This is a genomic window from Actinocorallia libanotica (assembly GCF_039525175.1).
GTDB classification, from domain to species: domain Bacteria; phylum Actinomycetota; class Actinomycetes; order Streptosporangiales; family Streptosporangiaceae; genus Actinocorallia; species Actinocorallia libanotica.
In genome coordinates this window covers 140,390-163,787 of sequence record NZ_BAAAHH010000017.1, presented here as the reverse complement: position 1 = coordinate 163,787, position 23,398 = coordinate 140,390, and the positions used below count along the sequence as shown (strand labels likewise).

The 23,398-nt window shown below is 71.0% G+C and carries 20 protein-coding genes and 1 pseudogene; 12 read left to right on the top strand and 9 right to left on the bottom strand.

The window, feature by feature from the left end; all coding sequences use genetic code 11:
- From ABD140_RS21230 to bluB, 3 genes are all read right to left on the bottom strand, one after another.
- On the bottom strand, positions 1-971 hold a 971-nt coding region (locus ABD140_RS21230; protein WP_344242648.1), incomplete at its 3' end, for a serine/threonine-protein kinase.
- 79 nt (positions 972-1,050) lie between these two features.
- Positions 1,051-2,019 (bottom strand): aldo/keto reductase, encoded by a 969-nt coding sequence (locus tag ABD140_RS21225; RefSeq protein WP_344242647.1) that lies wholly within the window; start codon positions 2,017-2,019, stop codon positions 1,051-1,053.
- A gap of 45 nt (positions 2,020-2,064) precedes the next feature.
- On the bottom strand, positions 2,065-3,837 hold the full coding sequence (gene bluB / locus ABD140_RS21220) for a 5,6-dimethylbenzimidazole synthase (protein ID WP_344242646.1): 1,773 nt from the start codon (positions 3,835-3,837) through the stop codon (positions 2,065-2,067).
- 56 nt (positions 3,838-3,893) lie between these two features.
- Here bluB and ABD140_RS21215 point away from each other — a divergent pair, with 56 nt between their 5' ends.
- On the top strand, positions 3,894-5,294 hold the full coding sequence (locus ABD140_RS21215; protein WP_344242645.1) for an NAD(P)/FAD-dependent oxidoreductase: 1,401 nt from the start codon (positions 3,894-3,896) through the stop codon (positions 5,292-5,294).
- On the opposite strand, the gene pgm is transcribed toward ABD140_RS21215, so the two are convergent.
- Both pgm and ABD140_RS21205 read right to left on the bottom strand, forming a co-directional pair.
- The gene (pgm, locus tag ABD140_RS21210) at positions 5,252-6,877 is read right to left on the bottom strand and encodes a phosphoglucomutase (alpha-D-glucose-1,6-bisphosphate-dependent) (protein WP_344242644.1); all 1,626 of its coding nucleotides are present in this window, start codon (positions 6,875-6,877) and stop codon (positions 5,252-5,254) included. The two genes, ABD140_RS21215 and pgm, sit on opposite strands and share 43 nt — an antisense overlap.
- 56 nt (positions 6,878-6,933) lie before the next feature.
- On the bottom strand, positions 6,934-7,743 hold the full coding sequence (locus tag ABD140_RS21205) for an Fpg/Nei family DNA glycosylase (protein ID WP_344242643.1): 810 nt from the start codon (positions 7,741-7,743) through the stop codon (positions 6,934-6,936).
- Between the two features lie 61 nt (positions 7,744-7,804).
- On the opposite strand from ABD140_RS21205, the gene ABD140_RS21200 reads away from it, so the two are divergent.
- Positions 7,805-8,428: a TetR family transcriptional regulator gene (locus tag ABD140_RS21200; RefSeq protein ID WP_344242642.1), complete on the top strand. Its 624-nt coding sequence runs from the start codon at positions 7,805-7,807 to the stop codon at positions 8,426-8,428.
- Here the strand turns inward: ABD140_RS21200 and ABD140_RS21195 are convergent.
- Positions 8,418-9,071: a carboxymuconolactone decarboxylase family protein gene (locus ABD140_RS21195; RefSeq protein WP_344242641.1), complete on the bottom strand. Its 654-nt coding sequence runs from the start codon at positions 9,069-9,071 to the stop codon at positions 8,418-8,420. The two genes, ABD140_RS21200 and ABD140_RS21195, sit on opposite strands and share 11 nt — an antisense overlap.
- 9 nt (positions 9,072-9,080) lie before the next feature.
- Positions 9,081-9,647 carry a VOC family protein gene (locus ABD140_RS21190; RefSeq protein WP_344242640.1) on the bottom strand — a complete coding sequence of 189 codons (567 nt, stop codon included), beginning with the start codon at positions 9,645-9,647 and terminating at the stop codon, positions 9,081-9,083.
- 279 nt (positions 9,648-9,926) lie between these two features.
- Here ABD140_RS21190 and ABD140_RS21185 point away from each other — a divergent pair, with 279 nt between their 5' ends.
- A complete protein-coding gene (locus ABD140_RS21185; RefSeq protein ID WP_344242639.1) occupies positions 9,927-12,104 on the top strand; it encodes an anthranilate synthase component I in 2,178 nt (725 codons plus the stop codon).
- Between the two features lie 81 nt (positions 12,105-12,185).
- Here the strand turns inward: ABD140_RS21185 and ABD140_RS21180 are convergent, their stop codons facing one another.
- Positions 12,186-12,800, bottom strand: coding sequence for a TetR/AcrR family transcriptional regulator (locus ABD140_RS21180; protein WP_344242638.1), 615 nt, complete (start codon positions 12,798-12,800; stop codon positions 12,186-12,188).
- 122 nt (positions 12,801-12,922) lie between these two features.
- Between ABD140_RS21180 and ABD140_RS21175 the strand changes: the two are divergent.
- Positions 12,923-13,516 (top strand): annotated as a pseudogene (locus ABD140_RS21175) (gamma-glutamyl-gamma-aminobutyrate hydrolase family protein); the annotation flags it as partial.
- Positions 13,517-13,714: 198 nt separating this feature from the next.
- Here the strand turns inward: ABD140_RS21175 and ABD140_RS21170 are convergent.
- Positions 13,715-14,896, bottom strand: a complete 1,182-nt coding sequence (locus ABD140_RS21170) for an acyl-CoA dehydrogenase family protein (RefSeq protein WP_344242636.1) — start codon at positions 14,894-14,896, stop codon at positions 13,715-13,717.
- Positions 14,897-15,216: 320 nt separating this feature from the next.
- On the opposite strand from ABD140_RS21170, the gene ABD140_RS21165 reads away from it, so the two are divergent.
- Genes ABD140_RS21165 through ABD140_RS21130 form a run of 8 tightly spaced genes read left to right on the top strand, consistent with a single transcriptional unit; the run spans position 15,217 to position 23,391 of the window.
- Positions 15,217-16,008 (top strand): MlaE family ABC transporter permease, encoded by a 792-nt coding sequence (locus ABD140_RS21165; protein ID WP_344242635.1) that lies wholly within the window; start codon positions 15,217-15,219, stop codon positions 16,006-16,008.
- A gap of 42 nt (positions 16,009-16,050) precedes the next feature.
- The gene (locus ABD140_RS21160; RefSeq protein ID WP_344242634.1) at positions 16,051-16,875 is read left to right on the top strand and encodes an ABC transporter permease; all 825 of its coding nucleotides are present in this window, start codon (positions 16,051-16,053) and stop codon (positions 16,873-16,875) included.
- A complete protein-coding gene (locus tag ABD140_RS21155; RefSeq protein ID WP_344242633.1) occupies positions 16,872-17,918 on the top strand; it encodes an MlaD family protein in 1,047 nt (348 codons plus the stop codon). The genes ABD140_RS21160 and ABD140_RS21155 overlap by 4 nt, the downstream gene beginning before the upstream one ends.
- On the top strand, positions 17,915-18,970 hold the full coding sequence (locus ABD140_RS21150) for an MCE family protein (protein ID WP_344242632.1): 1,056 nt from the start codon (positions 17,915-17,917) through the stop codon (positions 18,968-18,970). Before ABD140_RS21155 ends, ABD140_RS21150 begins: the two co-directional genes overlap by 4 nt.
- Complete coding sequence (locus ABD140_RS21145) at positions 18,970-20,001, top strand: MCE family protein (RefSeq protein ID WP_344242631.1); 1,032 nt, start codon at positions 18,970-18,972, stop codon at positions 19,999-20,001. Before ABD140_RS21150 ends, ABD140_RS21145 begins: the two co-directional genes overlap by 1 nt.
- On the top strand, positions 19,998-21,059 hold the full coding sequence (locus ABD140_RS21140) for an MCE family protein (RefSeq protein ID WP_344242630.1): 1,062 nt from the start codon (positions 19,998-20,000) through the stop codon (positions 21,057-21,059). Before ABD140_RS21145 ends, ABD140_RS21140 begins: the two co-directional genes overlap by 4 nt.
- Complete coding sequence (locus ABD140_RS21135) at positions 21,056-22,099, top strand: MlaD family protein (protein ID WP_344242629.1); 1,044 nt, start codon at positions 21,056-21,058, stop codon at positions 22,097-22,099. The genes ABD140_RS21140 and ABD140_RS21135 overlap by 4 nt, the downstream gene beginning before the upstream one ends.
- Positions 22,099-23,391, top strand: a complete 1,293-nt coding sequence (locus ABD140_RS21130; RefSeq protein WP_344242628.1) for an MCE family protein — start codon at positions 22,099-22,101, stop codon at positions 23,389-23,391. The genes ABD140_RS21135 and ABD140_RS21130 overlap by 1 nt, the downstream gene beginning before the upstream one ends.
- Positions 23,392-23,398 lie beyond the last annotated feature (7 nt).

The following is a 23,398-nucleotide window of genomic DNA, read 5'->3' as shown; positions in this document are numbered from 1 at the left end:
GCCGGGGCGGGCCGGGTGGCGTCGAAGGCCGACGCCCCCGCGGCGGCGGGCGCGGGCCACGGGTCGGACGACAGCGGGGCGGTCGTCCGCTCCGGTACCGCCCTGTCCTCGCCGAGCTCCAGCAGCGCGGTGGGCGGCGCCTGCGCCGCGGCGGCCGGGAGTTCGGGCCCGCCCAGCAGCCGCAGCAGCAGGTCCTGCGCGCTGGGCCGGGCGTTCGGGTCCTTGGCCAGGGACTCCCGCACCAGGTCGCGCAGCGGCCCGCTCATCCCGCCGAGGTTGGGGTCGGCGTGCAGGATCCGCCCGATGACCGTGGTGATGCCGTCCAGCCCGAACGGCGGCACCCCCGTCGCGGCGAACACCAGGGTCGCCGCCCACGCCCACACGTCGGCGGGGCGGCCCACCGCCTCGCCCCTGACCTGCTCGGGCGCCATGTAGGCCGGGGTGCCGATGACCTCGCTGGGCTGGGTGGCCAGGGCCGCGCCGTCCAGCGCCTTGGCGATGCCGAAGTCGATGACGCGCGGTCCGTCCCTGCCCAGCAGCACGTTGCCGGGCTTGAAGTCGCGGTGCACCACCCCGGCCTGGTGGATGGCGGCGAGCGCGGTGAGCGTGCCGGTCGCCAGGCGCTCCAGCGCGCCGTCGGCCAGCACGCCCTCGGCCTCGACCGCGGCCGACAGGGAGGGCCCCTCCACGTACTCGCTGACGATGAACGGGCGGTCGCCGTCGAGGTCGGCGTCGAGCACCTGCGCGGTGCAGAACCGCGCGACACGCTTGGTGGCGGCCAGTTCCCGCACGAACCGCCGGCGCGCGGCGTCGTCAAGGTTGGCGTGCAGCAGCTTCACCGCCACCGGGCGCCCCTCGGGCCCCTCGCCGAGGTAGACCACGCCCTGCCCGCCCTGTCCCAGGCGTCCCGTCAGCCGGTATCCGCCGACGGCCTCGGGATCGCCGGATCGCAGGGGTTGGACATCGGGCATGGGCGGGCTCCTCGCATACGTCGTCACCGGTAGGACGCCCGAGCGTCCCCGGAGGTTTGCCCCGTGACCCTACGGTGACTCAGTAGCGGCTGCCTGTCACCTGCGCGGCGAGCGGGTCGAGCCTTTCCCGTTCGGAGGGGGTCAGTTGCAGTTCGGCGGCCGCGGCGTTCTGCTCCAGGTAGGCCGGGCGCTTGGTGCCGGGAATGGGCACGACGTCCGCGCCCCGGGAGTGGACCCAGGCCAGGGCGATCTGGCCGGGCCGCACGCCCCGCTCCGCGGCGATCTCCTTCACGACCTCGACGATGGCCTGGTTGGCGGCGATGGCCTCGTGGCTGAAGCGGGGGTTGGTGCGGCGCATGTCGTCATCGGTGAACTCCGCCCCGGCGACCGTGCCGGTGAGGAAGCCGCGGCCGAGCGGGGAGAAGGGGACGATCCCGACGCCCAGCCGGCGGGCGGCGGGCAGCACCGACTCCTCGATGCCGCGCGTCCACAGCGAGTACTCGCTCTGCAGGGCGCTGATGGGGTGGACGGCGTGCGCCTTCTCCAGCTGCTCGGCGGTCACCTCGGACAGGCCGAGGTGGCGCACCTTGCCCTCGCGGACGAGTTCGGCCATCGCGCCGACGGTCTCCTCGATGGGGGTCTCGGGGTCGACGCGGTGCAGGTAGTACAGGTCGATCCGGTCGGTGCGCAGCCGCTCCAGCGAGTCCTCGCAGGCCCGCTTCACGTATTCGGGGGAGGCGCCCACCTGGAATCCGCGGCCGCTGGGGTGGATGCCGTGGATGCCGCACTTGGTGGCGAGGACGATCTCGTCGCGGCGGCGGTGGAGGGCGTGGCCGAGCAGCTTCTCGTTCGCGCCGAACCCGTAGACGCCCCTCTCCCCGTACACGTCGGCCGTGTCGAAGAAGTTGACGCCCAGCTCGAGCGCCCGCTCCAGGGTGGCGATGGACACCGAGTCGTCGGCGTGCCCGTACGACTGGCTCATGCCCATGCAGCCCAGTCCCTGCGCGGAGACGGTCAACCCTTGGGACCCCAGCTTCACCTGCTGCATCTCATGTCCTCTCAAAGATCCTTAGGTCAGACTAATCACCCTGGATCATGATGTACGAGCCATTTCCCTACGGATGCGCAGGCCGTCGAGGACGAGCCCGGCGGCCAGACAGGCACCGGCGCCCTCGCCCGCCCGCAGGCGCAGGTCCAGCAGCGGCTCCAGGCCGAGCGCGCGCAGCACCGGGGCGTGGCCGCGCTCCCGGCTGCGCTGGCCGGCCACCAGGTGCGCGGCGGCGCCCGGCGACAGGCGCACGGCCGCCAGCGCCGCGACCGAGGTGGCCAGCCCGTCCAGCAGGACGATCCCGCCCTCCTCCGCGGCGCCCAGCACCACGCCGGTGAGCAGCGCGAACTCCGCCCCGCCCGCGACCGCCAGCACCTCCAGCGGGTCGCGCCGCCCGTCCAGCCGGGTCAGGACGCGCCTCACCACCCCCAGTTTGCGCCCGACCATGGCGCTGTCGGCGCCGGCGCCCAGGCCCACCGCCTCCTCCGCCGGGACGCCCAGCAGCGCGGCGGCCAGCGCGGCGGCCGGAGTGGTGTTGCCGATGCCCGCCTCGCCCAGCACGACCAGCCCGCGCGGGGCCGTCCAGGCACCCACGGCGCGTCCGGCCTCGACGAGCGCCCGTACGCCTTCCGCGGTGAGGGCGTCCTTCTGTGCGAGGTCGCCGCGCTCGGAGGCCGCCTTCACCGCCCGCGCGACGATCTCCTCCAGTCCGTCGGGCAACGGCGGCCGGGGCACGGACTCGGGCGGCAGCACCCCCGCGTCCACCGCGAGCACGCCCAGGCCCGCCGCCCGCGCCGCGACGGCTCCCTGGGAGGTACCTGCGGAGGTCGCGTCGAGGATCTGGCGGGTGACCGACACCGGGTAGGCCGACACCGCGTGCCGGGTCACGGGGTGGTCGGAGGCCGCCAGCACGAGGTGGCCCGACTCCAGGCCTTGGGGGCGTACCGCCAGGATCCTGTCCAGGACGGCGTCCAGCACGCCCAGCGACGCGGGGACGGCCAGCAGTTCGTCGGCGTCGTCGCGGGCGGCGACGACCGCCGGGGGCGGGGGCGCGGCCAGATGGGACGGCGGGGGCGCCGGTTCGGCGCCGGGCCAGCGGTCGGTGAGCACGACCTCCTCCAGCGGCAGCCTGCTCGACCAGCCGCGGCGCTCCAGCCCCGGCTCGGGCGGGCGCTCGTCGGGCCAGCCCAGGCACAGCCAGCCCAGGGTGACCACGCCCTCGGGCAGGCCGAGCAGCATGGCGAGCTCCTCGGGCGGGAACAGCGTGACCCAGCCCAGGCCCAGCCCCTCGGCGCGGGCGGCGAGCCACAGGTTCTGGATGGCGCAGGCGCAGGACCAGACGTCGGAGTCGGGGAAGGTGGCGCGGCCCAGGACGCCGGCGGCGGGCGTCCGGCGGTCGCAGCAGACCACCACGCCCAGCGGCGCGGCGCGGATGCCCTCCAGGGACAGGTCGCGCAGCCGCCGGGCGCGCTCCTCCTCCAGCAGGTCGGCCTGGGCGAGCTTCTCCCGTTCGGCCATGAGCGCGGCGGCGTCCCGCAGCGCGGCGTCCCGGACCACCAGGAACCGCCAGGGCTGGCTGTGCCCCACCGAGGGCGCGGCGTGCGCGGCCTCCAGCACCCGGCGCAGCACGTCGTCCGGCACGGGGTCGTGCCGGAACCGGCGGATGTCGCGCCGCGCCCCCACGACCCCGTAGAAGGCGGCACGCTCCGCCGTGTCGAAGGCCCAGGCCGCGGGGTCGGCGGCGCGCTCGGCGGCGGCCGAGGCGTCTCCGATCAGCGGAATCGGACGGGTCCAGCGTGACGGTTCCGAACGTGACATGTCACTGAAGATAGGCTCACAGTTTCCGAACCGGGACATCGGGCACCGCATGAGATATGGCGAAAAGAATCCTGATCGTCGGCGGGGGATATGTCGGCCTCTATACCGCTCTGCGGCTGGAGCGGAAACTGCGCCGCCAGCTCCGGCGCGGCGAGGTGGAGCTCACCCTCGTCGACCCCGAGTCCTACATGACCTACCAGCCGTTCCTGCCCGAGGCCGCGGCGGGCAACCTGGAGCCCCGGCACGTGACCATCCCGCTGCGCAGGGCGCTGCACCACACCCGGTTGATCATCGGCAGGATCACCTCCATCGACCACGCGCAGCACACCGCCCGCGTGGAGATCGTCGAGGGCGAGAACTGGCCCGTGCGCTACGACCTGCTCGTCATGGCGGTCGGCTCGGTCTCGCGCACCCTGCCCGTCCCCGGCCTCGCCGAGAACGGCATCGGCTTCAAGACCATCGAGGAGGCCATCCACCTGCGCAACCGGGTGCTGGGACTACTCGACCGCGCCGCCTCCACCCGCGACCCCGACGAGTGCCGCCGCTCCCTGACGTACGTGGTCGTCGGCGGCGGATTCGCCGGTGTCGAGGCGCTGGCCGAACTGGCGGACATGACCGACGACGCCCTGCGCTACCTGCCGGAGCTGGCGGCCGAGCCGCGTTGGGTGCTGGTCGAGGCGACCGGCCGCATCCTGCCCGAGGTGGGCGAGGAGATGGGCCGCTACACCGTGGACGAGCTGCGCCGCCAGGGCATCGAGGTACTGCTGAACACCCGTTTGGAGTCCGCCGAGAACTGCCGCATCGTGCTGTCGGACGGGCAGGAGTTCGACGCCGCCACCCTGGTGTGGACCGCGGGCGTCAAACCTCACCCCATGCTGCGCGAGACGGACCTGCCCCTGGACGACAAGGGCAGGCTCAAGGCCGAGCCCACCCTCACCGTCGAGGGCCACCGCGACGCCTTCACCGCCGGTGACAACGCCGCGGTGCCCGACCTCACCAACCCCGGCCAGTTCTGCGCCCCCAACGCCCAGCACGCCGTCCGCCAGGCCAAGGTGCTCGCCGACAACATCGTGGCCACCGTCACCGGGCAGCCGCTGAAGCCCTACCGGCACGCCTACGCGGGCTCGGTCGCCAGCCTCGGCCTGCACCGGGGCGTCGCCCAGGTCTACGGCGTGAAGCTGCGCGGCCTGCCCGCCTGGTTCATGCACCGCACCTACCACCTGATGCGGGTGCCGACCTTCAACCGCAAGGTGCGGGTGATGGCCGACTGGACGCTGGCGTTGTTCTTCCACCGGGAGATGGTGGCGCTCGGCCGCCTGCAGAACCCCTACGAGGAGTTCCGCCTGGCCGCGGGACGCGACCAGGGGACGCTCACCGCGGCGGAGTCGGCGCAGGCGGCCGGGGAGCCGGCGGGTCAGTCCAGGACCGAGGAGACCAGGGCGCGCGCCTCCTCCTGAACCCGGGCCAGGTGCTCGGGCCCCTGGAAGGACTCGGCGTAGATCTTGTACACGTCCTCGGTGCCCGAGGGGCGCGCGGCGAACCAGGCGTTCTCGGTGGCGACCTTCAGGCCGCCGATGGCCGCGCCGTTGCCCGGCGCGGCCGTCAGCACCGAGGTGATCGGCTCGCCGGCCAGCTGCGAGGCGGTGACCTGCTCGGGCGAGAGCCCGGCCAGCACCGCCTTCTGCTCGCGGGTGGCCGGGGCGTCCACCCGGGCGTAGCTCGGCGCGCCGTACCGCTCGGTCAGCTCCCCGTACAGCGCGCTCGGGGACTTCCCGGTCACCGCGATGATCTCCGCGGCGAGCAGCGCCAGGATGATCCCGTCCTTGTCGGTGGTCCACACCCCGCCGTCGCGGCGCAGGAACGACGCGCCCGCGCTCTCCTCGCCGCCGAAGCCCAGCGAGCCGTCCATCAGGCCCGGCACGAACCACTTGAACCCGACGGGCACCTCCACCAGCGGGCGGCCCAGGCCCGCGGCGACGCGGTCGATCATGCCGCTGCTCACCAGGGTCTTGCCGACGCCCGCCCCGGCCGGCCACTCGGGCCGGTGGGCGTACAGGTAGGAGATCGCCACGGCCAGGTAGTGGTTGGGGTTCATCAGGCCCGCGTCGGGGGTGACGATGCCGTGCCGGTCGGAGTCGGCGTCGTTGCCGGTGGAGACGTCGTAGGCGTCCTTGTTCCCGATGAGGGAGGCCATGGCGTACGGGGAGGAGCAGTCCATGCGGATCTTGCCGTCCCAGTCCAGGGTCATGAACCGCCAGGTCGGGTCGGCCACCGGGTTGACCACGGTCAGGTCGAGCCGGTGGGCCTCGGCGATCGCCCCCCAGTACTCCAGGCTCGCCCCGCCCAGCGGGTCGGCGCCGATGCGCACGCCCGCCGTGCGGACGGCGTCCAGGTCCAGCACCGAGCCGAGGTCGGCCACGTAGGTGCCGAGGTAGTCGTAGGTCTCCGCGGTCTTCAGCGCCCGCTCGTACGGCAGGCGCTTCACCTCCTTCAGGCCGTTCGCGATGATCGCGTTGGCCCGGTCCTGGATCCAGGAGGTGGCGTCGGTGTCGGCGGGGCCGCCGTGCGGCGGGTTGTACTTGAAGCCGCCGTCCTGGGGCGGGTTGTGCGAGGGCGTGACGACGATCCCGTCGGCGAGGTGGGCGGTGCGGCCCTTGTTCCAGGTGAGGATGGCGTGGGAGACCGCCGGGGTGGGCGTGTAGCCGTCCTGGCGGCGCACCGCCACGTCGTTGGCGGCGCAGACCTCCAGCGCGGTGACCCGCGCGGGCTCCGACAGCGCGTGGGTGTCGGCGCCCAGGAAGAGCGGCCCGTCGATGCCGCGGGCCGCCCGGTACTCGCAGATCGCCTGCGTGGTCGCCAGGATGTGCGCCTCGTTGAAGGACGAGCGCAGCGCCGACCCCCGGTGCCCGGAGGTGCCGAAGGACACTCTCTGGGCGGGGTCCTGCGGGTCGGGCTGCAGGGCGTAGTACGCCGTGACCAGCTTCGCGACGTCGACGAGATCCTCGGGGCGGGCCTGCTGCCCGGCGCGCTCGTTCACCATGGACTGATCTTAGGGGCCGCCCCGCGCGCCCGGCCCCGCTTTCGCGGACGAGATGATCAAGGGGAGTTCTGGCAGCCCGGGCACCAGAAGAGGTTGCGCGCCTGGAGGCTCTCGGTGCGCACGGCCAGCCCGCAGACCAGGCAGGGCAGCCCGGCCCGCCGGTAGACGTAGACCTCGCCGCCGTGGGCGTCCACGCGCGGCGGCCGCCCCATCGCCTCGGGCATGTGCTCGGGGCGCACGGTGTCGATGCGCCCGGCCTCGACGCCGTCGGCCATCAGCGACACCAGGTCGGCCCAGATCGCCTTCCACTCCCGGGGAGTGAGGTCCTTCCCGGCCTTGCGGGGGTCGATGCGGTGCCGGAAGAGCACCTCGGCCCGGTAGATGTTGCCGACGCCGGAGACGACCTTCTGGTCCATGAGCAGGGCGGAGATCGGCTGCCTGCTGCGGGAGACCGTCGCCCAGGCGCGGTCGGGGTCGGCGTCCGGGCGCAGCGGGTCGGGGCCGAGCCGGGCGTGCAGCGCGTCCTTCTCACCGGGGGTGAGCAGCTCGCAGACGGTGGGGCCGCGCAGGTCGCAGTAGGCCTTCTCGCCGACCAGCCGCAACCGGATCTGGCCGACCGGGGCGGGGGCGGGCGGCTCCCCCCAGGCGAACTTGCCGTACAGGCCCAGGTGGACGTGCAGCCAGCCGGCGGGGAACCCGGCGAACAGGTGCTTGCCGTGCGCCTCGGCGGCCAGCAGCGGCCGGCCGTGCAGCAGCGCCGCGCCCTCGGAGAACCGGCCCTGGGGGCTGGCCGCGGCGACGGGCTCGCCCGCGAACGCCTCGGTGAGCCTGCGGGCGAGACGGTGGATGACATGACCTTCGGGCACGCGCCGACCCTACCCGGCTCCGACTGGCGGGGGAGAATGTCCTGCCCGTAACGTTTGCGGCGTGAGCACAGGCAGCGTGAGCACCGACACCGGCGCGGCACCGGGCGGACGCGACCCCGACCGCCGCCGCGCGCTGCTCGAAGCCGCCGACGCGGTGATCCGGCGGGAGGGCCCCGAGGCGTCCATGGCGGCGATCGCGGCCGAGGCAGGGGTCAGCAAACCCATCCTCTACCGGCACTTCGGCGCCAAGAGCGGGCTGTACCGCACCCTGGCCGAGCGGCACAGCCGGGTGCTGATCGAGGCGATCAGGGAGCGCATGCTCGCCGCCGACGGGGCGCCCGAGCGGGTGCGCGGCGGCGTCGACACCTATCTGGCGATGATCTCGGAGAACCTGAACCTCTACCGGTTCCTCATGCACCGGGCGCGGACCGAGGACAGCGCGACGCACAGCGTCATGTCCACGGTGATGCAGACCCTGGGCCGGGAGATCGCCGAGCTGATGGTCGCCGAGGGCGCGGAGGCCGACCGGGTGCGCGCCCAGGTGTGGGGGCACGCGATCATCGGGATGGTCCAGAACGCCGGTGACTGGTGGCTGGACCACCCCGAGGTGCCGCGGGAGGACGTGGTGGACGCGCTGGCCGAGCTGGTGCTCAGCGGCCTGCCCGCCACGGCCCTCACGTCCTGAGGCCGGGCCCGCCGGTGATGTCGTCGGCGATGTCGCGGGTGCCGTACCCCTCGGGGGCCGCGACCTCGGTGATGGCCTCCTCCCTGTCGTCGTACTCCAGGCGCAGGGCCTTGGTCATCACCGCGTGCATGTCGTACAGGCAGGTGGTGTAGGTCAGCTCGAGGATCTGCTCGTCGGGCAGGTGCTTCTGCAGCACCGCGAATACCTCGTCGCGGACCCGGCCGCCGCCCAGGACGAGCGCGTTGGTGTAGGCCAGGACGGCGCGTTCCAACTCGTCGAAGACGTCGCTGACCTCCCAGGACGGGATCGCCTGGATCTTCTCCTCGGGCACCCCCATCGCGCGCATCTGCTTGCAGTGCTGGGAGAAGACGAACTGGCTGCCCTTCAGGTAGCCGGCGAGGGTCTGGCCCAGCTCGCGCAGCAGCGGGTCGAGCTTGACGCCGCGGTAGAGCTGGAAGCCCTTCACGCAGTGCTTGAAGATGGTGCTGTCGAGGGCGAAAGTGGTCCACCAGTCGCCGGGGGTGCCGGTGGCGGTGCCGGGGTTCTCGACGGGGTCGACGCCCTCGCCGAACAGCCGGTCGTAGAAGAACAGGACGAGCGGGTCGTCGGTCTCGGCGCGCTTGACCTGACGCAGTCTCGGCATGGTGGCCTCTCAGTCGGCGGTGCGGTTGCGGGTGAGGTCGGCGGCGGTCCTCGGGGTGTGCCGCACGTCCTCGGGGCGGTCCAGCGCGCGGGTCCAGCCCGCGAATTCCACGAGGATCCCGTCGGGGTCCTTGAAGTACAGGGACCGCACGAACACGCCCTCGTCCCAGGCGGGCGCGACGCCGTACTCGCTGTCGTCGTGGTTGAGGATGTTGCCGACCTCCAGGCCCTTGGCGATGAGCTTCTCGCGGTACTCCTCGAGCCGCTCGGCCGGGACGTCGAGGGCGATGTGGTTCATGGAGCCGACCGCCGAGAGCAGCTCGCCGCTGTCGGGCACGCCCTTGGGCGCGGAGATCCCGGGCACCGCCTCGGGGGCGTCGGCGAACCAGAAGAAGGCGAGGGCGTTGCCGTTCCCGGCGTCGAAGAAGAAGTGCTGGCCGTAGCCGAAGGGCAGCTCGATGGTCTTGATCAGGGGCATGCCGAGCACGCCCTGATAGAAGTCCACCGTTCGCTGCATGTCACTGCATACCAGGGCGAGGTGGTTGAAACCCCGCATCTCGAATTCACTGTTCGCCACGACCACCACCAAGTAAGTGATTGCTTTGGTCGTATCCTGGCAGGAACCGGGCCGAGACAAAACCCTCCCGAGGGGCTGTCATGCTTGGCCAAGGCCGCGTCGAGCGGATAACCTGCTGCCATCATGCGGACCGTGACGATCGTCCAGACGATCAGCAAGTGGTGGTGGCGTCGCTGAGGCGGCGCAGGTTGAGCATGTTCTGAACCCAGCGACCGCCCTCGGGGCGGTCGTTTCGCGTTTCCGCCCTGAGTACCGGTCCGGCCAAGAGGAGACCAGAGGGTGGAAAGCCAGACGAGCACGACCTACCGGACCGCCGGTGGCATCACGGTGTCCCGCACCGCGGTCCCGGTGGACGCCGACAGCGAAGCCGAGCTCCTCGCCCGGCTCGTCTCCGCCGTCGAGGTGCGGCGCGGCGGCGTCCTCAGCTCCGGCATGGAGTATCCGGGGCGCTACAGCCGCTGGGCGATGGGCTACGTCGACCCCTGTCTGGAGATCACCGCCCGGGGGCGGACCATCGGCGTCCGCGCCCTCAACGCCCGCGGCGAGGTGCTGCTGCCCGCCGTCGCCGCCGCCGTGCGCGGCTCGGGCGAGGTGCGCGCCGACGAGCCGGGCCTCATCGAGGTGCACGTTCCCCGCGGTGAGGAGGTCTTCGCCGAGGAGGAGCGCAGCCGCCAGCCCACCGTCTTCACCGTCCTGCGCGTCCTGGCCGACCTGTTCCGCCCCGCCGACCCGGCCGTCGCCGACCCCCACCTGGGCCTGTACGGCGCCTTCGGCTACGACCTGTCCTTCCAGTTCGAGCCGATCGAGCAGCGCATCCGGCGCTCCGCCGACCACCGCGACCTCGTCCTGCACCTGGCCGACGAGCTGCTGGTCATCGACCGCAAGCGCGAGTCCTACACCCGCTTCTCCTATGAGTTCTCCACCGGCGCCGGCGACACCCGCGGCCTGCCCCGCGGCACCGAGCCGACCCCGGTCCCGGTGCCCCGGGAGGTGCCCGCCCAGCCGGTGCCCGGCCAGTACGCCGAGGTGGTGCGCAAGGCCAAGGAGAAGTTCATCAGGGGCGACCTGTTCGAGGTCGTCCCCGGCCAGGTCATGTACGGGCCGTGCGAGTCCCCGGCCCGCTTCTTCGACCGGCTGCGCGAGACCAACCCGGCCCCGTACGAGTTCTTCTTCAACCTCGGCGAGGGCGAGTACCTCGTCGGCGCGTCCCCCGAGATGTTCGTCCGCGTCAACGGCGACCGCGTCGAGACCTGCCCGATCTCCGGCACGATCAAGCGCGGCCGCGACCCGCTGGAGGACGCCGAGAACATCCGCACCCTGCTCAGCTCCCTCAAGGAGGAGTCGGAGCTGACCATGTGCACCGACGTCGACCGCAACGACAAGTCGCGGGTCTGCGTGCCGGGCAGCGTCAAGGTCATCGGCCGCCGCCAGATCGAGATGTACTCCCGTCTCATCCACACCGTCGACCACATCGAGGGGCGGCTGCGGCCCGGCTTCGACGCCCTGGACGCCTTCCTCACCCACATGTGGGCGGTGACCGTCACCGGCGCGCCCAAGACCTGGGCGATGCAGTTCATCGAGGACCACGAGGAGACCCCGCGCCGCTGGTACGGCGGCGCCGTCGGCTACGTGGGCTTCGACGGCTCGATGAACACCGGCCTGACCCTGCGCACCGCGCAGATCCGCGACGGGGTGGCGGCGGTGCGCGCCGGGGCGACCCTGCTGTACGACTCCGACCCCGACGCCGAGGAGAGCGAGACCCTGCTGAAGGCCAGCGCGCTGCTGGAGGCACTGGCCTCCTCCCAGGGCGGCGCGGACGCGGCCGGCGAGGCCGCCGCCGAGCCGGAGGCCGAACTCGCCGGGCAGGGCCTGAAGGTGCTGCTCGTCGACCACCAGGACTCCTTCGTCAACACCCTGGCCGACTACTTCCGCCAGCAGGGCGCGGAGGTGACGACGCTGCGCTTCGGCTTCCCCGAGCGCGTGCTGGACGAGCTCGACCCCGACCTGGTGGTGCTCTCACCCGGCCCGGGACGCCCGTCGGACTTCGACACCGAGGCGCTGCTCAAGGCGGTCGACGTCCGCGACAAGCCGGCCTTCGGCGTCTGCCTGGGCCTGCAGGCGATGGTCGAGCACGCGGGCGGCGAGCTGGCGGTCCTGTCCTACCCCCAGCACGGCAAGCCGGGCCGGGTGCGGCGCCTGGGCGGCGAGGTCCTGGCGGGACTGCCGGAGGAGTTCACCGCCGCCCGCTACCACTCCCTGCACACCACCGAGGACCTCCTGGGCGACACCGGCTTCACCATCACCTCGCTGACGGAGGACGGCGTCGTCATGTCCATCGAGGACCCGTCCCGCCGCCGCTGGGCCGTGCAGTTCCACCCGGAGTCCATCCTCACCGCCGCCGGCGGCCACGGCCACCGCATCATCACCAACGTCCTCCGCCAGGTCCGCGGGTCCTGAAGGGGCGAAGAGCACCGCGGACCCGGTCCCGCCGCGCGAACGGCGGCGGGACCGGCCGCCTCCGGGAGCCACGTGCGGGTGTCACAGGGCCGTGGCGCCGGCGGAGGGCCGGGTCAGGTGGGTGAGGAGGGCGTGGAGGTAGGCGCGGAAGCCGATCAGGGTCTGGGGCTCGTAGGGGGTGCGGTAGCCGGGGTGCACCTCGGGGGCGGTCGGCTGGTTGGCGCTGGTGAGGAAGCCGAAGATGCACCAGGTGATCGTCCAGACCAGGTGGCCGATGTCGACGTCGGGCTCCACCACGTCCCGTATCGCGTCGGCCAGCTGCTGCGACAGCCTGCGGATGTACTCCTCCTGGCCGGGCACGTCGGCGGCGTCGCCCATCCAGCGGTGCATCCACAGGGTCAGGTACTGCGGGTGGGTGGCGTAGAAGTCCAGCAGGGCGTCGAACAGGGCGATCACACCCTGGCGGGTGGGGACGAAGGCGGCGAGCGCCACGTCCACGGCGCTCTGCTCGGCCTTCATCGTCCGCGCCACCACCTCCTGGTACAGCCGCGGTTTGTCACCGACGAGCTCGACCAGCCGCTCCACCGGGATCCCGGCGGCGTCGGCGATCAACCGCGTCGAGGTCCCGTCGTACCCCAGCTCGGCGAACAGCCGCATCGCCAGGTCGATCAGGTGATCCGTCTCGCTGTCCTCCATGCGGCCCCCCTCTGTGTCACTGTAGGTAATCGTATGCCGACGGCCGGGGAGGCGGAGAGGGGAGGGGCTGCGGCCGCCGCCGGATTGCGGCAAGCTGGTTTCTCCAGACGGAAGGGACGGCCATGACCAGACCTCTGATCGGGATCACGACCTACCAGGAGGCCGCGCGCTGGGGCGTGTGGGTCAGGGAGGCCGCGCTGCTGGCCACCGCCTATCCGCGCGCGGTGGAGCGCGGCGGGGGAGTGGCGGTGCTGCTGCCTCCCCCGGCGGGGCTGGACGGGGTCGAGGTGCTGGTGTCGCGGCTGGACGGGCTGGTGATCGCGGGCGGCCCGGACGTCGAGCCCGCCCGGTACGGCGAGGAGCCCCACGAGAGCACCGGCGGCCCGGACGTGCCGCGCGACCGCTGGGAGTCGGCGCTGCTGCGCGCCGCGCTGGAGGCCGACAAGCCCTTCCTGGCCGTCTGCCGCGGCATGCAGCTGCTCAACGTGGTGCAGGGCGGCACCCTGATCCAGCACCTGCCCGACGAGGTGGGGCACGACAGGCACCTGCCGCGGCAGGGCAGGTTCACCCGGCACAAGGTGCACATCGCCGCCGACAGCCTGGCCGGGCGCGTCCTGGGCGAGTACGCCGACGTGCCGACCTACCACCACCAGGCGGTGCGGCACCTGGGCCGGGGCCTGACCCCGGTGGCCTGGGCGGGCGACCAGGTGGTGGAGGCGATCGAGGCGCAGGACCACCGGTTCGGCCTCGGCGTGCAGTGGCACCCCGAGGAGAGCGACGACCTCCGCCTCTTCGAGGCACTTGCGGAGGCCGCCGCCGGAACAGCCGACCGCAGCGAAGCGAGGATCGGTTCACCCGACTTCGGGGGTCTGGGGGTCGCCCCCCAGATGATGGAGCCGGGTGACCGGGCGTGCTCAGTAGCTCTTGGGCAGGCCCAGGTCGTGCTGGGCGATGTGGGCGAGCACGAGCTCCTCGGCCACCGGGATGTTCTTGCCGATGCGGGCGTCGCGGAACATCCGCGCCACCGGGTACTCCAGGGAGTAGGCCATGCCGCCGTGCGTCTGGAAGGCGCGGTCGGCGGCCTGCCAGGCGGCCTCGGAGGCGGTCAGCTTGGCGATGTTGGCCTCGCTGCCGCACGGCTGGGCGCGGTCCCACAGCCAGGCGGCCTTGTAGGTCATCAGCCGGGCCAGCTCGGTCTGCGCCTTGATCTTGGCCAGCGGGAAGGCCAGCGCCTGGTTGGTGCCGATCGGCTTGCCGAAGGGCGCGCGCTCGGTGGCGTAGTCCACCGCGACCTTCAGGGCCGCCTCGGCGCCGCCGACGCCGGAGGCCGCCGCCAGGATGCGCTCGGGGTTGAGGATGTCCCACAGCACCGCGAACCCGGCGTCCACCCCGCCCAGCACGTCGGCCTCGGTGACCCGCAGGTCGTCCAGGAAGACCATGCTGGAGGCGACGGTGTTGGTGCCCATCTTGGGGATCGGCTGGTAGGTGAGGGTGCCGGCCTCGACGCCCGCCTTGACGTCCACCAGGAAGACGGTGAAGCCCGAGGTGCGCGGCTTGGCCTCGGCCGCCGGGATGGTGCGGGTGACCAGGAGCATGTGGTCGGCGCGCTCGACGCCGGAGATCCAGATCTTCTGGCCCTTGACGAGCCAGCCGTCGCCGTCGCGGCGGGCGTGGGTGGCGATGTTGATGGCGTTGCTGCCCGCGTCGGGCTCGGTGAGCGCGAAGCAGGTCTCGGACTCGCCGGCGGCCAGCTTGGGCAGGAGCCTGCGCTTCTGCTCCTCGGTGCCGTGCCGGTTGACGGTCAGCGCGCCGAAGCCGGGGGTGAGCAGGTAGATGAAGGACGCCGCGGCGCCCGCCCCGGAGGAGGCCAGGGTCTCCAGGGCCACGGCCAGCTCCAGCAGGCCCTGCCCGCCGCCGCCGTACTCCTCGGGGACGGCCAGGCCCAGCCAGCCGCCTTCGGCGAGGTCCCGGAAGACCTCCTCCGGCCACCGGTGGTCGGCGTCGCACCTGTCCCAGTACTCGTGGCCGTACTTGGCGGTGACGGCCGCGATGCCGTCGCGGACGGCCTGTGCGCTCTCCGGCAGGTCGAAGTCCACCGGTCGCCTCCTTGGTCTCGTCGTGCCTTCGGCGACCACCCTAGCCGATTCAGTAAGTGGTCACTGACATGGCCCCGTCGCGGGCGGCCGCGGCGAGGGGGCGCGGTGGCACAAGGGGTGCGAAAGAGATGGCCGGGGTCGGCCGGATGGCACCGCGGAAGAGGTGTCCAGGGGTAAGAGAGGGGGAAGACGGGAAAGTCAGTACTTCATCTCTATTTGCCATCTATAGGAACCTGGGGTCTTGTGGTTCCCGTGTGACGCGCGTTACCGTACCAAACGCTTGGTCGGTAAACGTTTCATTACTGCAATGGAGGTGGCCTGTGGCGAGCGTGCCCGTGCTGGTCACCAGCAGGATCCGCGGCGTCCTCACCCAGATCGGCGACCTGTTCACCATCGCCTTGGAGGGGTTGCGGCGTACCTGGGACGTGCGGAACTGGTTCTGGGAGTTCGTCGAGCAGTGCTGGTTCCTGGCCAGGGTCACGACCCTGCCGGTCATCCTCATCGCGCTGCCGCTGGGCGCGACCGTCGCCCTCCAGGTCGGTGACCTCGCCGCCCAGCTGGGCGCGCAGTCGGCCACGGGCGGCGCGGTCGTGGTGGGCCTGGTCCGCGAGGTGGCGCCGATGGCCGCCGCCCTGATCATGGCGGGCGCCGGCGGTTCGGCGATGACCTCCGACATGGGGGCCAGACGCATCCGCGACGAGCTGTCGGCCATGGAAGTGATGGCCGTCAACCCCATCCACCGCCTGGTCACCCCGCGCATGTGGGCGGCCAGCCTGGTCTCCACGATGCTGGCCTCGCTGGTCATCCTCTCCGGGGCGATCGGCGGATTCTTCTTCAACGTGCTCCTGCAGAACGTGACGCCCGGTGCCTACTTCGACGGCGCGCTCAGCCAGCTGCGCGTCTCCGACCTGGTCGTCACGCTCTTCAAGTCCTGGTTGTTCGGCCTGATCGCCGCGATGGTCGCCTGCTACAAGGGCATGACCTGCGAGCAGAGCCCCGTCGGCGTGGGACGCGCCGTCAACCAGGCGACGGTGGTGGCCCTTCTGCTGGTCTTCGCGTTCAACTACATCATCACCACCATCTACGTCATCGCCTACCCCCCGAAGGTCTGAGACCGGATGCTGATCAACGCTCCCCGCAAGGTCGCGCTAGGCGTGACCCAGAATTCCGCGGTCGCGGTAGAGAAGTTCGCCGGGCTCTCGGGCGTGCCGCTCTTCCTCGGCCGGCTCCTGCTGTACCTCTTCCGCGACATCCTGCGCTTCAAGTACGCCAAGACCGTCGCCCAGCACGTCAGCGACATCGTCGTGGGCGTGGGCGGCACCGTGGTCGGCGGCGGCATGGTCTTCGTGACCTTCACGATGTCGCTGTTCGTCGGCACCGAGGTCGGCCTGCAGGTCTACACCGGCCTGGAGGTCATCGGCGCCGAGTCCTTCATGGGCCTGGTCGGCAGCTTCATGAACGTCCGCGAGATCACCCCGATCATCGCGGCGATCGCCCTGGCCGCCCAGTGCGGGTCGTCCTTCACCGCCGAGCTGGGCGCGATGCGCATCTCGGAGGAGATCGACGCTCTCGAAGTGATGGGCATCAACTCCTTCGCCTATCTCATCGCCACCCGGGTCGCCGCGGCGCTCATCGCGCTCGTGCCGCTCTACCTGATCGCGCTCTTCGCGAGTTTCTTCGCCACCCGGTTCATCTCCACGTCGTTCTTCGGCCTGGCACCGGGTGTCTACGACTACTACTTCCACCTGTACCTGCCTTTGAAGGACCTGGTGTTCAGCTGCATCAAGGTGGGTGTCTTCTCCTTCGCCGTCATCGCGATCCACTGCTACTACGGCTTTTACGCCAGCGGCGGCCCCGTCGGCGTCGGCACTGCGGCCGGCCGGGCGATCCGGCTGTCGATCGTGGCGATCGTGACGCTCAACCTGCTGCTGTCCTATGTGTTCTGGGGTCAGGGCGGATCGGTGAGGTTGTCCGGATGAACGACGAACGCTCCCTGCGGTCCAAAGCCCTCATCTCGCTGGCCACGGTGCTCGTGGTCGTCCTGGTGCTCTACATCCTGATCTTCAAGCCCTTCGCGACCGAGGGGCCGAAGTTCACCGCCATGTTCGGCCAGGCGGGCCAGGGGCTCGGCACCTCCTCCCCGGTGAAGGTGCGGGGCATGCACGTCGGCCGGGTCAGCGAGATCGAGCTCCTGTCCAACGGCCGCGCCCGCATCACCATGACGATGGACAAGGGCGTGAAGGTCCCCGACACCGCCACGGCCTCGCTGGAGCCCGAGTCGGTGTTCGGCCCCAAGTTCATCAACCTGCTGCTGGGCGCCCACGAGACCTCCGGGCCCTTCCTGAAGCCCGGCTCCAAGATCGAGAACACCGCCGACCCGCGCGACCTCAACGACCTGCTCGCCGACGCCAACGCCACGTTGGCGGCGCTGAACCCCGAGGACATCTCGGTCGTCGTCCACACCCTCGCCGAGGGCCTGGGCGGCCAGGGCCAGAACCTGCGCGAGACGATCGACAGCGTCGAGACCATCGTCGAGGTGGCGCACGACAACCGCGGCAACGCCAAGGCGTTCCTGAACGACCTGGCCCGGCTGGCGAGCATCCGGGGCGCGGGCGCGGACATCGCCTCGATCGTCGCCGACACCAACGCGATCATCGACACCGCCGCCGACGGCGACGGCAGGCTGCGCGCGTTCGCCGCGAACATCTCGGGCGTCTCCTCGCTGGTCGCCCACGGCTTCCGCTCCCACGGCGGCGACCTGCGCGAGGGCTTCCACTCCAGCGAGCGCGCGGTCGGCGTCATCCACGCCCAGCTCGGCCTGATGGGCGACGCCCTGCGGACCGGCAACAACCTGCTGCCCGTCTACAAGGCGGTGAGCTGGCCCGCCGCGCCCCACGACAAGCGCATGCTCGCCGTCAAGGTGCTGCTGCCCGCCAATCCCTGCGCGATCCTGCTGGGGGTCTGCGCGAACCCGAACTCCAAGCCCGTCAAGACCACCAAGAAGAAGGGAGGTCGGGGATGAGCACCGACGTGCGCAACCGCCAGCGCCGGTCGACCCTTCTGCGGCTCGCCGTGTTCTTCGCGGTGACCGGCACGCTGACCTTCCTCATCGGCACCCAGATCGCCCGCATCTCCTTCAGCGGCGGCTACCCGATCGTCGCGGTCTTCGACGACGCCACCGGCCTGATCGACGGCGATGTGGTCAAGATCGCCGGCGCCCCCGTCGGCCAGGTCGACTCCGTCAAGGTGGAGAAGGGCAAGGCCGTCGTCACCCTGACCGTCCAGGACAAGTTCCGCGTCCCGGCCGACAGCGAGGTGGCCATCCGCTGGCGCAACGCCATCGGGCAGCGGGTGGTCTACCTGATCCCGGGCACCAGCGCCGAGAAGATCAAGGACAACGCCCGTATCACCAGGACCCGGTCGGTGGTGGACATCGGCGAGCTGGTCGACCAGCTCGCCCCGCTGGCCAAGAGCCTGGACCCCGAGCAGCTCAACCAGATCCTCACCTCGATCTACCTGGCGCTGGACGGCAACAAGCAGAACGTCACCCAGCTCATCGGCAACGTCGACCAGCTCGCCTCCACCATCTCCGCCCGCCGCACCACGCTGTCGCAGATGCTGGAGAGCTACACCACGGTCACCGGGGTGATCGCCCGTCGCGACGACCAGATCCGCCAGATGACCGACAACCTGGTCGAGATGTCCGACGCGTTCGTGCGCAACCGCAAGCTCATCGACAACTCCCTGGTCGAGCTCGGCCGCATGTTCGAGACCTCCGACAAGCTGCTCACGGGCAACAGCGAGCAGCTGCGCCAGGTCATCGCGGGCCTGTCGATCGTCGCCGAGGGCGTGGACAAGAACAGCAAGAGCATCACCAACGTGCTCGACCTGGCCGGTCCCAAGCTCCAGCGGATGTTCACGGTCTTCAACGACGGCGAGTTCGCCAAGGGCCAGATCGCCTGCCTCACCCTCGTCGAGCAGCAGAGCTGCCCCTACCCGGTCGTCCTGAAGGACTACCAGGGCAATCCGCAGAGCCCGGACACCATGCGCAAGATCCTGGTCGGGGGTAACTGATGGCACTGAAGTCCTTCCGCGACCGCCCGCCGATCATGGTGGGCCTGGTCTCCCTGACCACCCTCGGCCTGGTCCTGACCACCGTCTTCCTCACCGGCACCATGGGCCTGCTGAAGAACCGCTACGAGATGAGCGGGATCTTCACCGACACCGGCGGCCTCAAGGACGGCAACGACGTCCTGGTCGCCGGCGTCCTGGTCGGCGAGGTCACCGCGGTGGAGCCCGACTTCAAGTCCGGCCACGTGCTGGTGAAGTGGAAGGTCGACCACGGCATCGAGCTGGGGCCGCAGACCCGCGCCGAGATCAGGATGGTCAACATCCTGGGCGGCAGGTACATCCGCCTCACCGGCCCGGTGCCCGACAAGGGCCCCTACATGGAGGACCTGCCGGACGCCGAGCGCCGCATCCCGGTGGGCCGCACCCAGATCCCCATCACCGTCAACGACGCGCTCAAGGAGGGCGCCACCGCGATCGGCGGCCTGGACGCCAAGACGTTCGCCAAGGTGCTCGACCAGCTCGACGGCCTGTCGGACAAGAGCAAGCAGCAGCTCGTCCACGCGGTGGGGCGGCTCGTCGAGATCGCCGAGACGCTGGAGAAGAGCGACGCGAAGATCAGCGAGCTGCTCGACAACAGCGACCGGATCGTCAAGACCGTCCAGGAGAAGGACGCCTCGCTGTCGCGGCTGGTGAACAATGCGATGACCCTCATCGAGACCCTGCGCAAGCGCCGCGACCAGCTGACGCTGCTGCTGGGCAGCGGCAGCGCCGCGGTGGGCGAGATGAACGACCTGATCGACAGGCAGCAGAAGCAGCTGAACGGGATCATCGGCGACCTCCAGGGCACCATGAAGTCGCTCGATCCCCGCGTCGACGACCTCAACACCGCGCTGGCCTGGGCGGGCCCCTCCCTGGGCGGGTTCGCCGCCATCGGCAACTACGGCAACTTCGCGGACGTCATCTTCACCCAGCTCGGCCAGCTCAACGGCAACGACCTGGCCAAGCTGGCCCAGATGTTCAAGGGGGCGAAGTGAGAAGACCGCTCACGGTCCTGCTGGCCCTGTCCATGACGGGCGCGCTCGGCGGCTGCTCGGCCGTCGGCACCGGCGGGACCTACAAGCTGACCGCCTACTTCGCCCAGTCGCCCTCGCTGTACGAGAAGTCGCGGGTCAAGGTGATGGGCGCCAACGTCGGCACCATCGACAAGATCGAGGTCGACCAGGCGACGCAGCGGGTGAAGGTCACGATGTCCGTCCGCGGCGACGTGCCGGTTCCGGCCGACGCGCACGCGGCGATCGTGTCGGCCAACACCATCGGCGAGCGCAACATCGTGCTGTACCCGGCCTGGAAGCCGGAGAAGCCGAAGATGAAGCCGGGCGCGGTCATCCCCCTGGAGCGGACGGAGCTGCCGGTCGAGATCGACGACGCGCTGGCGGCCTTCACCACCCTCTCGGAGTCCATCGACCCCAAGCAGCTGAGCTCCGCCTTCCGCGGCGGCGCGAACATGCTGCGCGACAACGGCGAGGACATCAACGGCGCGCTGGAGACCGTCGGCGAGCTCACCAACGACCTGGCGGCCCAGGACGAGCGGATGGTCTCGCTGCTCACCTCGCTGAACGAGCTGGCCGGTTCGCTGAACCGGCGTGACGAGAAGCTGAAGGCGTTGTTCAAGGCGTTCAACGACGCCGGCGGCATGCTGGCCGACGAGCGCGAGCAGGTGCGCGGCTTCCTGTCGGGTCTGGAGGCGGTGATCCGCCAGGGCGACGCGATCGTGGAGGTCTACCACGAGAAGCTGCCGTCCACGGTCACCGACCTGTCGGAGATCGTGATGACGATGAAGGCCAACACCGGCTCGATGGCCCAGGCCATCGAGTCGCTGGCCAGCATCACCGGCGCGGTGGTCAAGGCATACGACCCCAAGCGCAAGGTCGTCACGATCCGGCTCCAGCTCAACGCGGTCGCGCGGGCCTGGTTGCAGCCGGTCTTCACCGCCATGGGCTGGAAGGACGTCCCCTGCCTCGACGCGCCCTTCGGCAACTGCGAGAAGACCGTCACGAAGAAGGCGAAGAAGAAGAAGGCGGGGGGCTCGTGAAGAAGATCCTCGTCGTGACGGCGCTGGCCGTCTCGACCGGCGCCTGCTCTGTGACGACCCTGGGCGCGCCCAAGGGCGGCTTCGAGTTCAAGGCCGAGTTCACCGACGTGCAGACCCTCGTGGTGGGGCACAGCGTGCAGATCTCCGACGTGTCGATCGGCACCGTCACCGGCATCGAGCTCAAGCCGGACTTCCGCGCGCACGTGACCATGGAGCTGGAGCCGGGCCGCAGACTCCCCGTGGGGACGACGGCGGCGGTCGCCAAGACCTCCCTGCTGGGCGAGAACTACATCAAGATCATCCTGCCGGACGGCAAGAACCTGGAGTCCGCGCCCTCCCTGAAGGAGGGCGCGGTCATCACCCAGACCTCGGTCCAGCCCGACCTGGAGAGCATCTCCGAGAAGGTCGGCCCGATCCTGGCCTCCATGGGGGGCCAGGACCTCAGCCAGATCGTCGACGCGGTGGCGACCGCGGTCAAGGACAAGGGCCCGCAGCTCAACAAGCTCCTGGAGCAGATCTCCGAGGTCTCCGACAGCTACGCCGCGGCGGCCGACGACCTGCAGACCGCCATCGACGGGTTCGCCCGGCTGGGCGACTCGCTGGAGAAGAAGAGCGCGGAGCTCGACCGGCTGCCCGGACGGCTGGTGCTGGCCACCGACCGCATCGAACGCGACCGCAAGGAGCTGAAGGCGGCGGTCCAGGACCTGGTGGAACTCGGCGAGGCCTTCAACTCCACGGTCCACACGCGGCACGCCGCACGGCTGAAGACGCTGCTGCTGAAGGTCGACCGGATCCTCGACTCGATGGTCCGCGGCAAGGAAACCCTCAAGACCCTGATCAAGAGCCTGCACGACGGGATCCTCGCCGCGCCGTCGCTGACCTACAAGAGCCAGGGCCTGATGCAGGCGTGGCTGGCCGGCTTCATGGACTTCAACGCCGACGCCAGCCATGTCGCCGCCAACCAGGGCGCCGGTGAGAAGGTCGACCTGTCGGTCACGACCCGGCGCGCGCTGTCACCGGTCTCGGACAAGGGGAACTGATGCGTCCCAGGATCCTCATCAACCTGATCTCCTTCGCCCTCCTGGGCGTGGCGCTGGTCGTGTGGGCGCTGACCAGCATCGTCTCGGTCGACGCCCTGCGCAAGCCGTTCACCGTCCGCGCGGAGTTCGCCTCCTCGCCCGGCCTGCGGTCCGACCTGGAGGTCTCCTACCTGGGCGTCAAGGTCGGCTCGGTGGACAAGGTGCAGCAGGGCACGGGCATGGTCCTGGTCGACCTGCACCTGGACCGCGGCGTGGTCGTGCCGTCCAACGTCAAGGCCGCGGTGCTGCGCAAGTCGGCGATCGGCGAGCCCTACATCGCGATGGAGCCGGGCGACGGCGAGACGGCGCGCCCCATGCGCGAGGGCGACCGCATCCCGCTGGCGCGCACCAGCGTCACGGTGAACTACAAGGAGCTGTTCGACAGCGTCGGAGGCCTGCTGAAGGCCGTCGACCCGAAGGACGCCAACACCGTCATCCACGAGCTCGCGCTCGGCCTGGCCGGACGCGACAACACCCTGCGCGACATGATCGGCGACGCCAACCAGCTGACCGGGACGCTCGCGGAGAACGCCGAGGTCCTCGACGAGCTGTCCGTGCAGCTCACCGCGCTCACCAAGGTCCTGGCCGACGGCGGCCCCGAACTGGCGAACGGCCTGGACGGGCTGGCGGCGTTCAACGGCGAGCTGGCCGGCCGCCGCGAGGACCTCGACAGCGTCCTGGACCGCGGACCGCAGTTCATGGCCCAGGTGAAGCGGCTGGTCGAGGACGCGCGGCCGGGCCTGAGCTGCCTGCTGAACGCGCTGGGCACGCCGGCTCCGTCGCTGTTCACCCCGCAGGCGAGCAAGCAGCTCAGCCAGGCGCTCGGCCTGCTGCACAAGCGGTTCCCCAAGATCGTCGACAACGTGATCGAGAAGGAGCCGAGCGGCCGTCCCTACATCCGGGTCACCATGGCGCTGACGGCGGCGGGCCCGGTCCCGGCGGCCAAGGAGTACCGTCCGCCGCTGACGGGGATCCAGACGCCGGACCTCTACTACTGTACGAAGGCCTACAAGAGCACCGACCTCGAGGAGAAGGCCGAGAAGTCCGGAACGCAGGTCAACGAACCCCAGACGACCGCCCGGTCCGGTCCCTTCACCGCGGTCGAGGCACCGACGGCGCAGGCCGAGCCGGTGTCGCAGGAGACCGCGCTGGGCCGCTGGCTGCCCGTCCTGCCGGTCGTGCTGGCCGCGGCGGCCCTGGCGCTGACCGCCCGCCGGACCCTCGCCGTCGTCCGCCGCCGCGCCAGGCGCTGAACCATCG

Bases quoted from the DNA above. Each gene is read 5' to 3' on its own strand.
- bluB (WP_344242646.1), bottom strand. From the start codon at position 3,837: ATGTCACGTTCGGAACCGTCACGCTGGACCCGTCCGATTCCGCTGATC.
- ABD140_RS21180 (WP_344242638.1), bottom strand. From the start codon at position 12,800: ATGGAGGACAGCGAGACGGATCACCTGATCGACCTGGCGATGCGGCTG.
- ABD140_RS21145 (WP_344242631.1), top strand. From the start codon at position 18,970: ATGGCACTGAAGTCCTTCCGCGACCGCCCGCCGATCATGGTGGGCCTG.
- ABD140_RS21225 (WP_344242647.1), bottom strand. From the start codon at position 2,019: ATGCAGCAGGTGAAGCTGGGGTCCCAAGGGTTGACCGTCTCCGCGCAG.
- ABD140_RS21195 (WP_344242641.1), bottom strand. From the start codon at position 9,071: ATGCCGAGACTGCGTCAGGTCAAGCGCGCCGAGACCGACGACCCGCTC.
- ABD140_RS21215 (WP_344242645.1), top strand. From the start codon at position 3,894: ATGGCGAAAAGAATCCTGATCGTCGGCGGGGGATATGTCGGCCTCTAT.
- ABD140_RS21155 (WP_344242633.1), top strand. From the start codon at position 16,872: ATGAACGACGAACGCTCCCTGCGGTCCAAAGCCCTCATCTCGCTGGCC.
- ABD140_RS21150 (WP_344242632.1), top strand. From the start codon at position 17,915: ATGAGCACCGACGTGCGCAACCGCCAGCGCCGGTCGACCCTTCTGCGG.
- ABD140_RS21130 (WP_344242628.1), top strand. From the start codon at position 22,099: ATGCGTCCCAGGATCCTCATCAACCTGATCTCCTTCGCCCTCCTGGGC.
- pgm (WP_344242644.1), bottom strand. From the start codon at position 6,877: ATGGTGAACGAGCGCGCCGGGCAGCAGGCCCGCCCCGAGGATCTCGTC.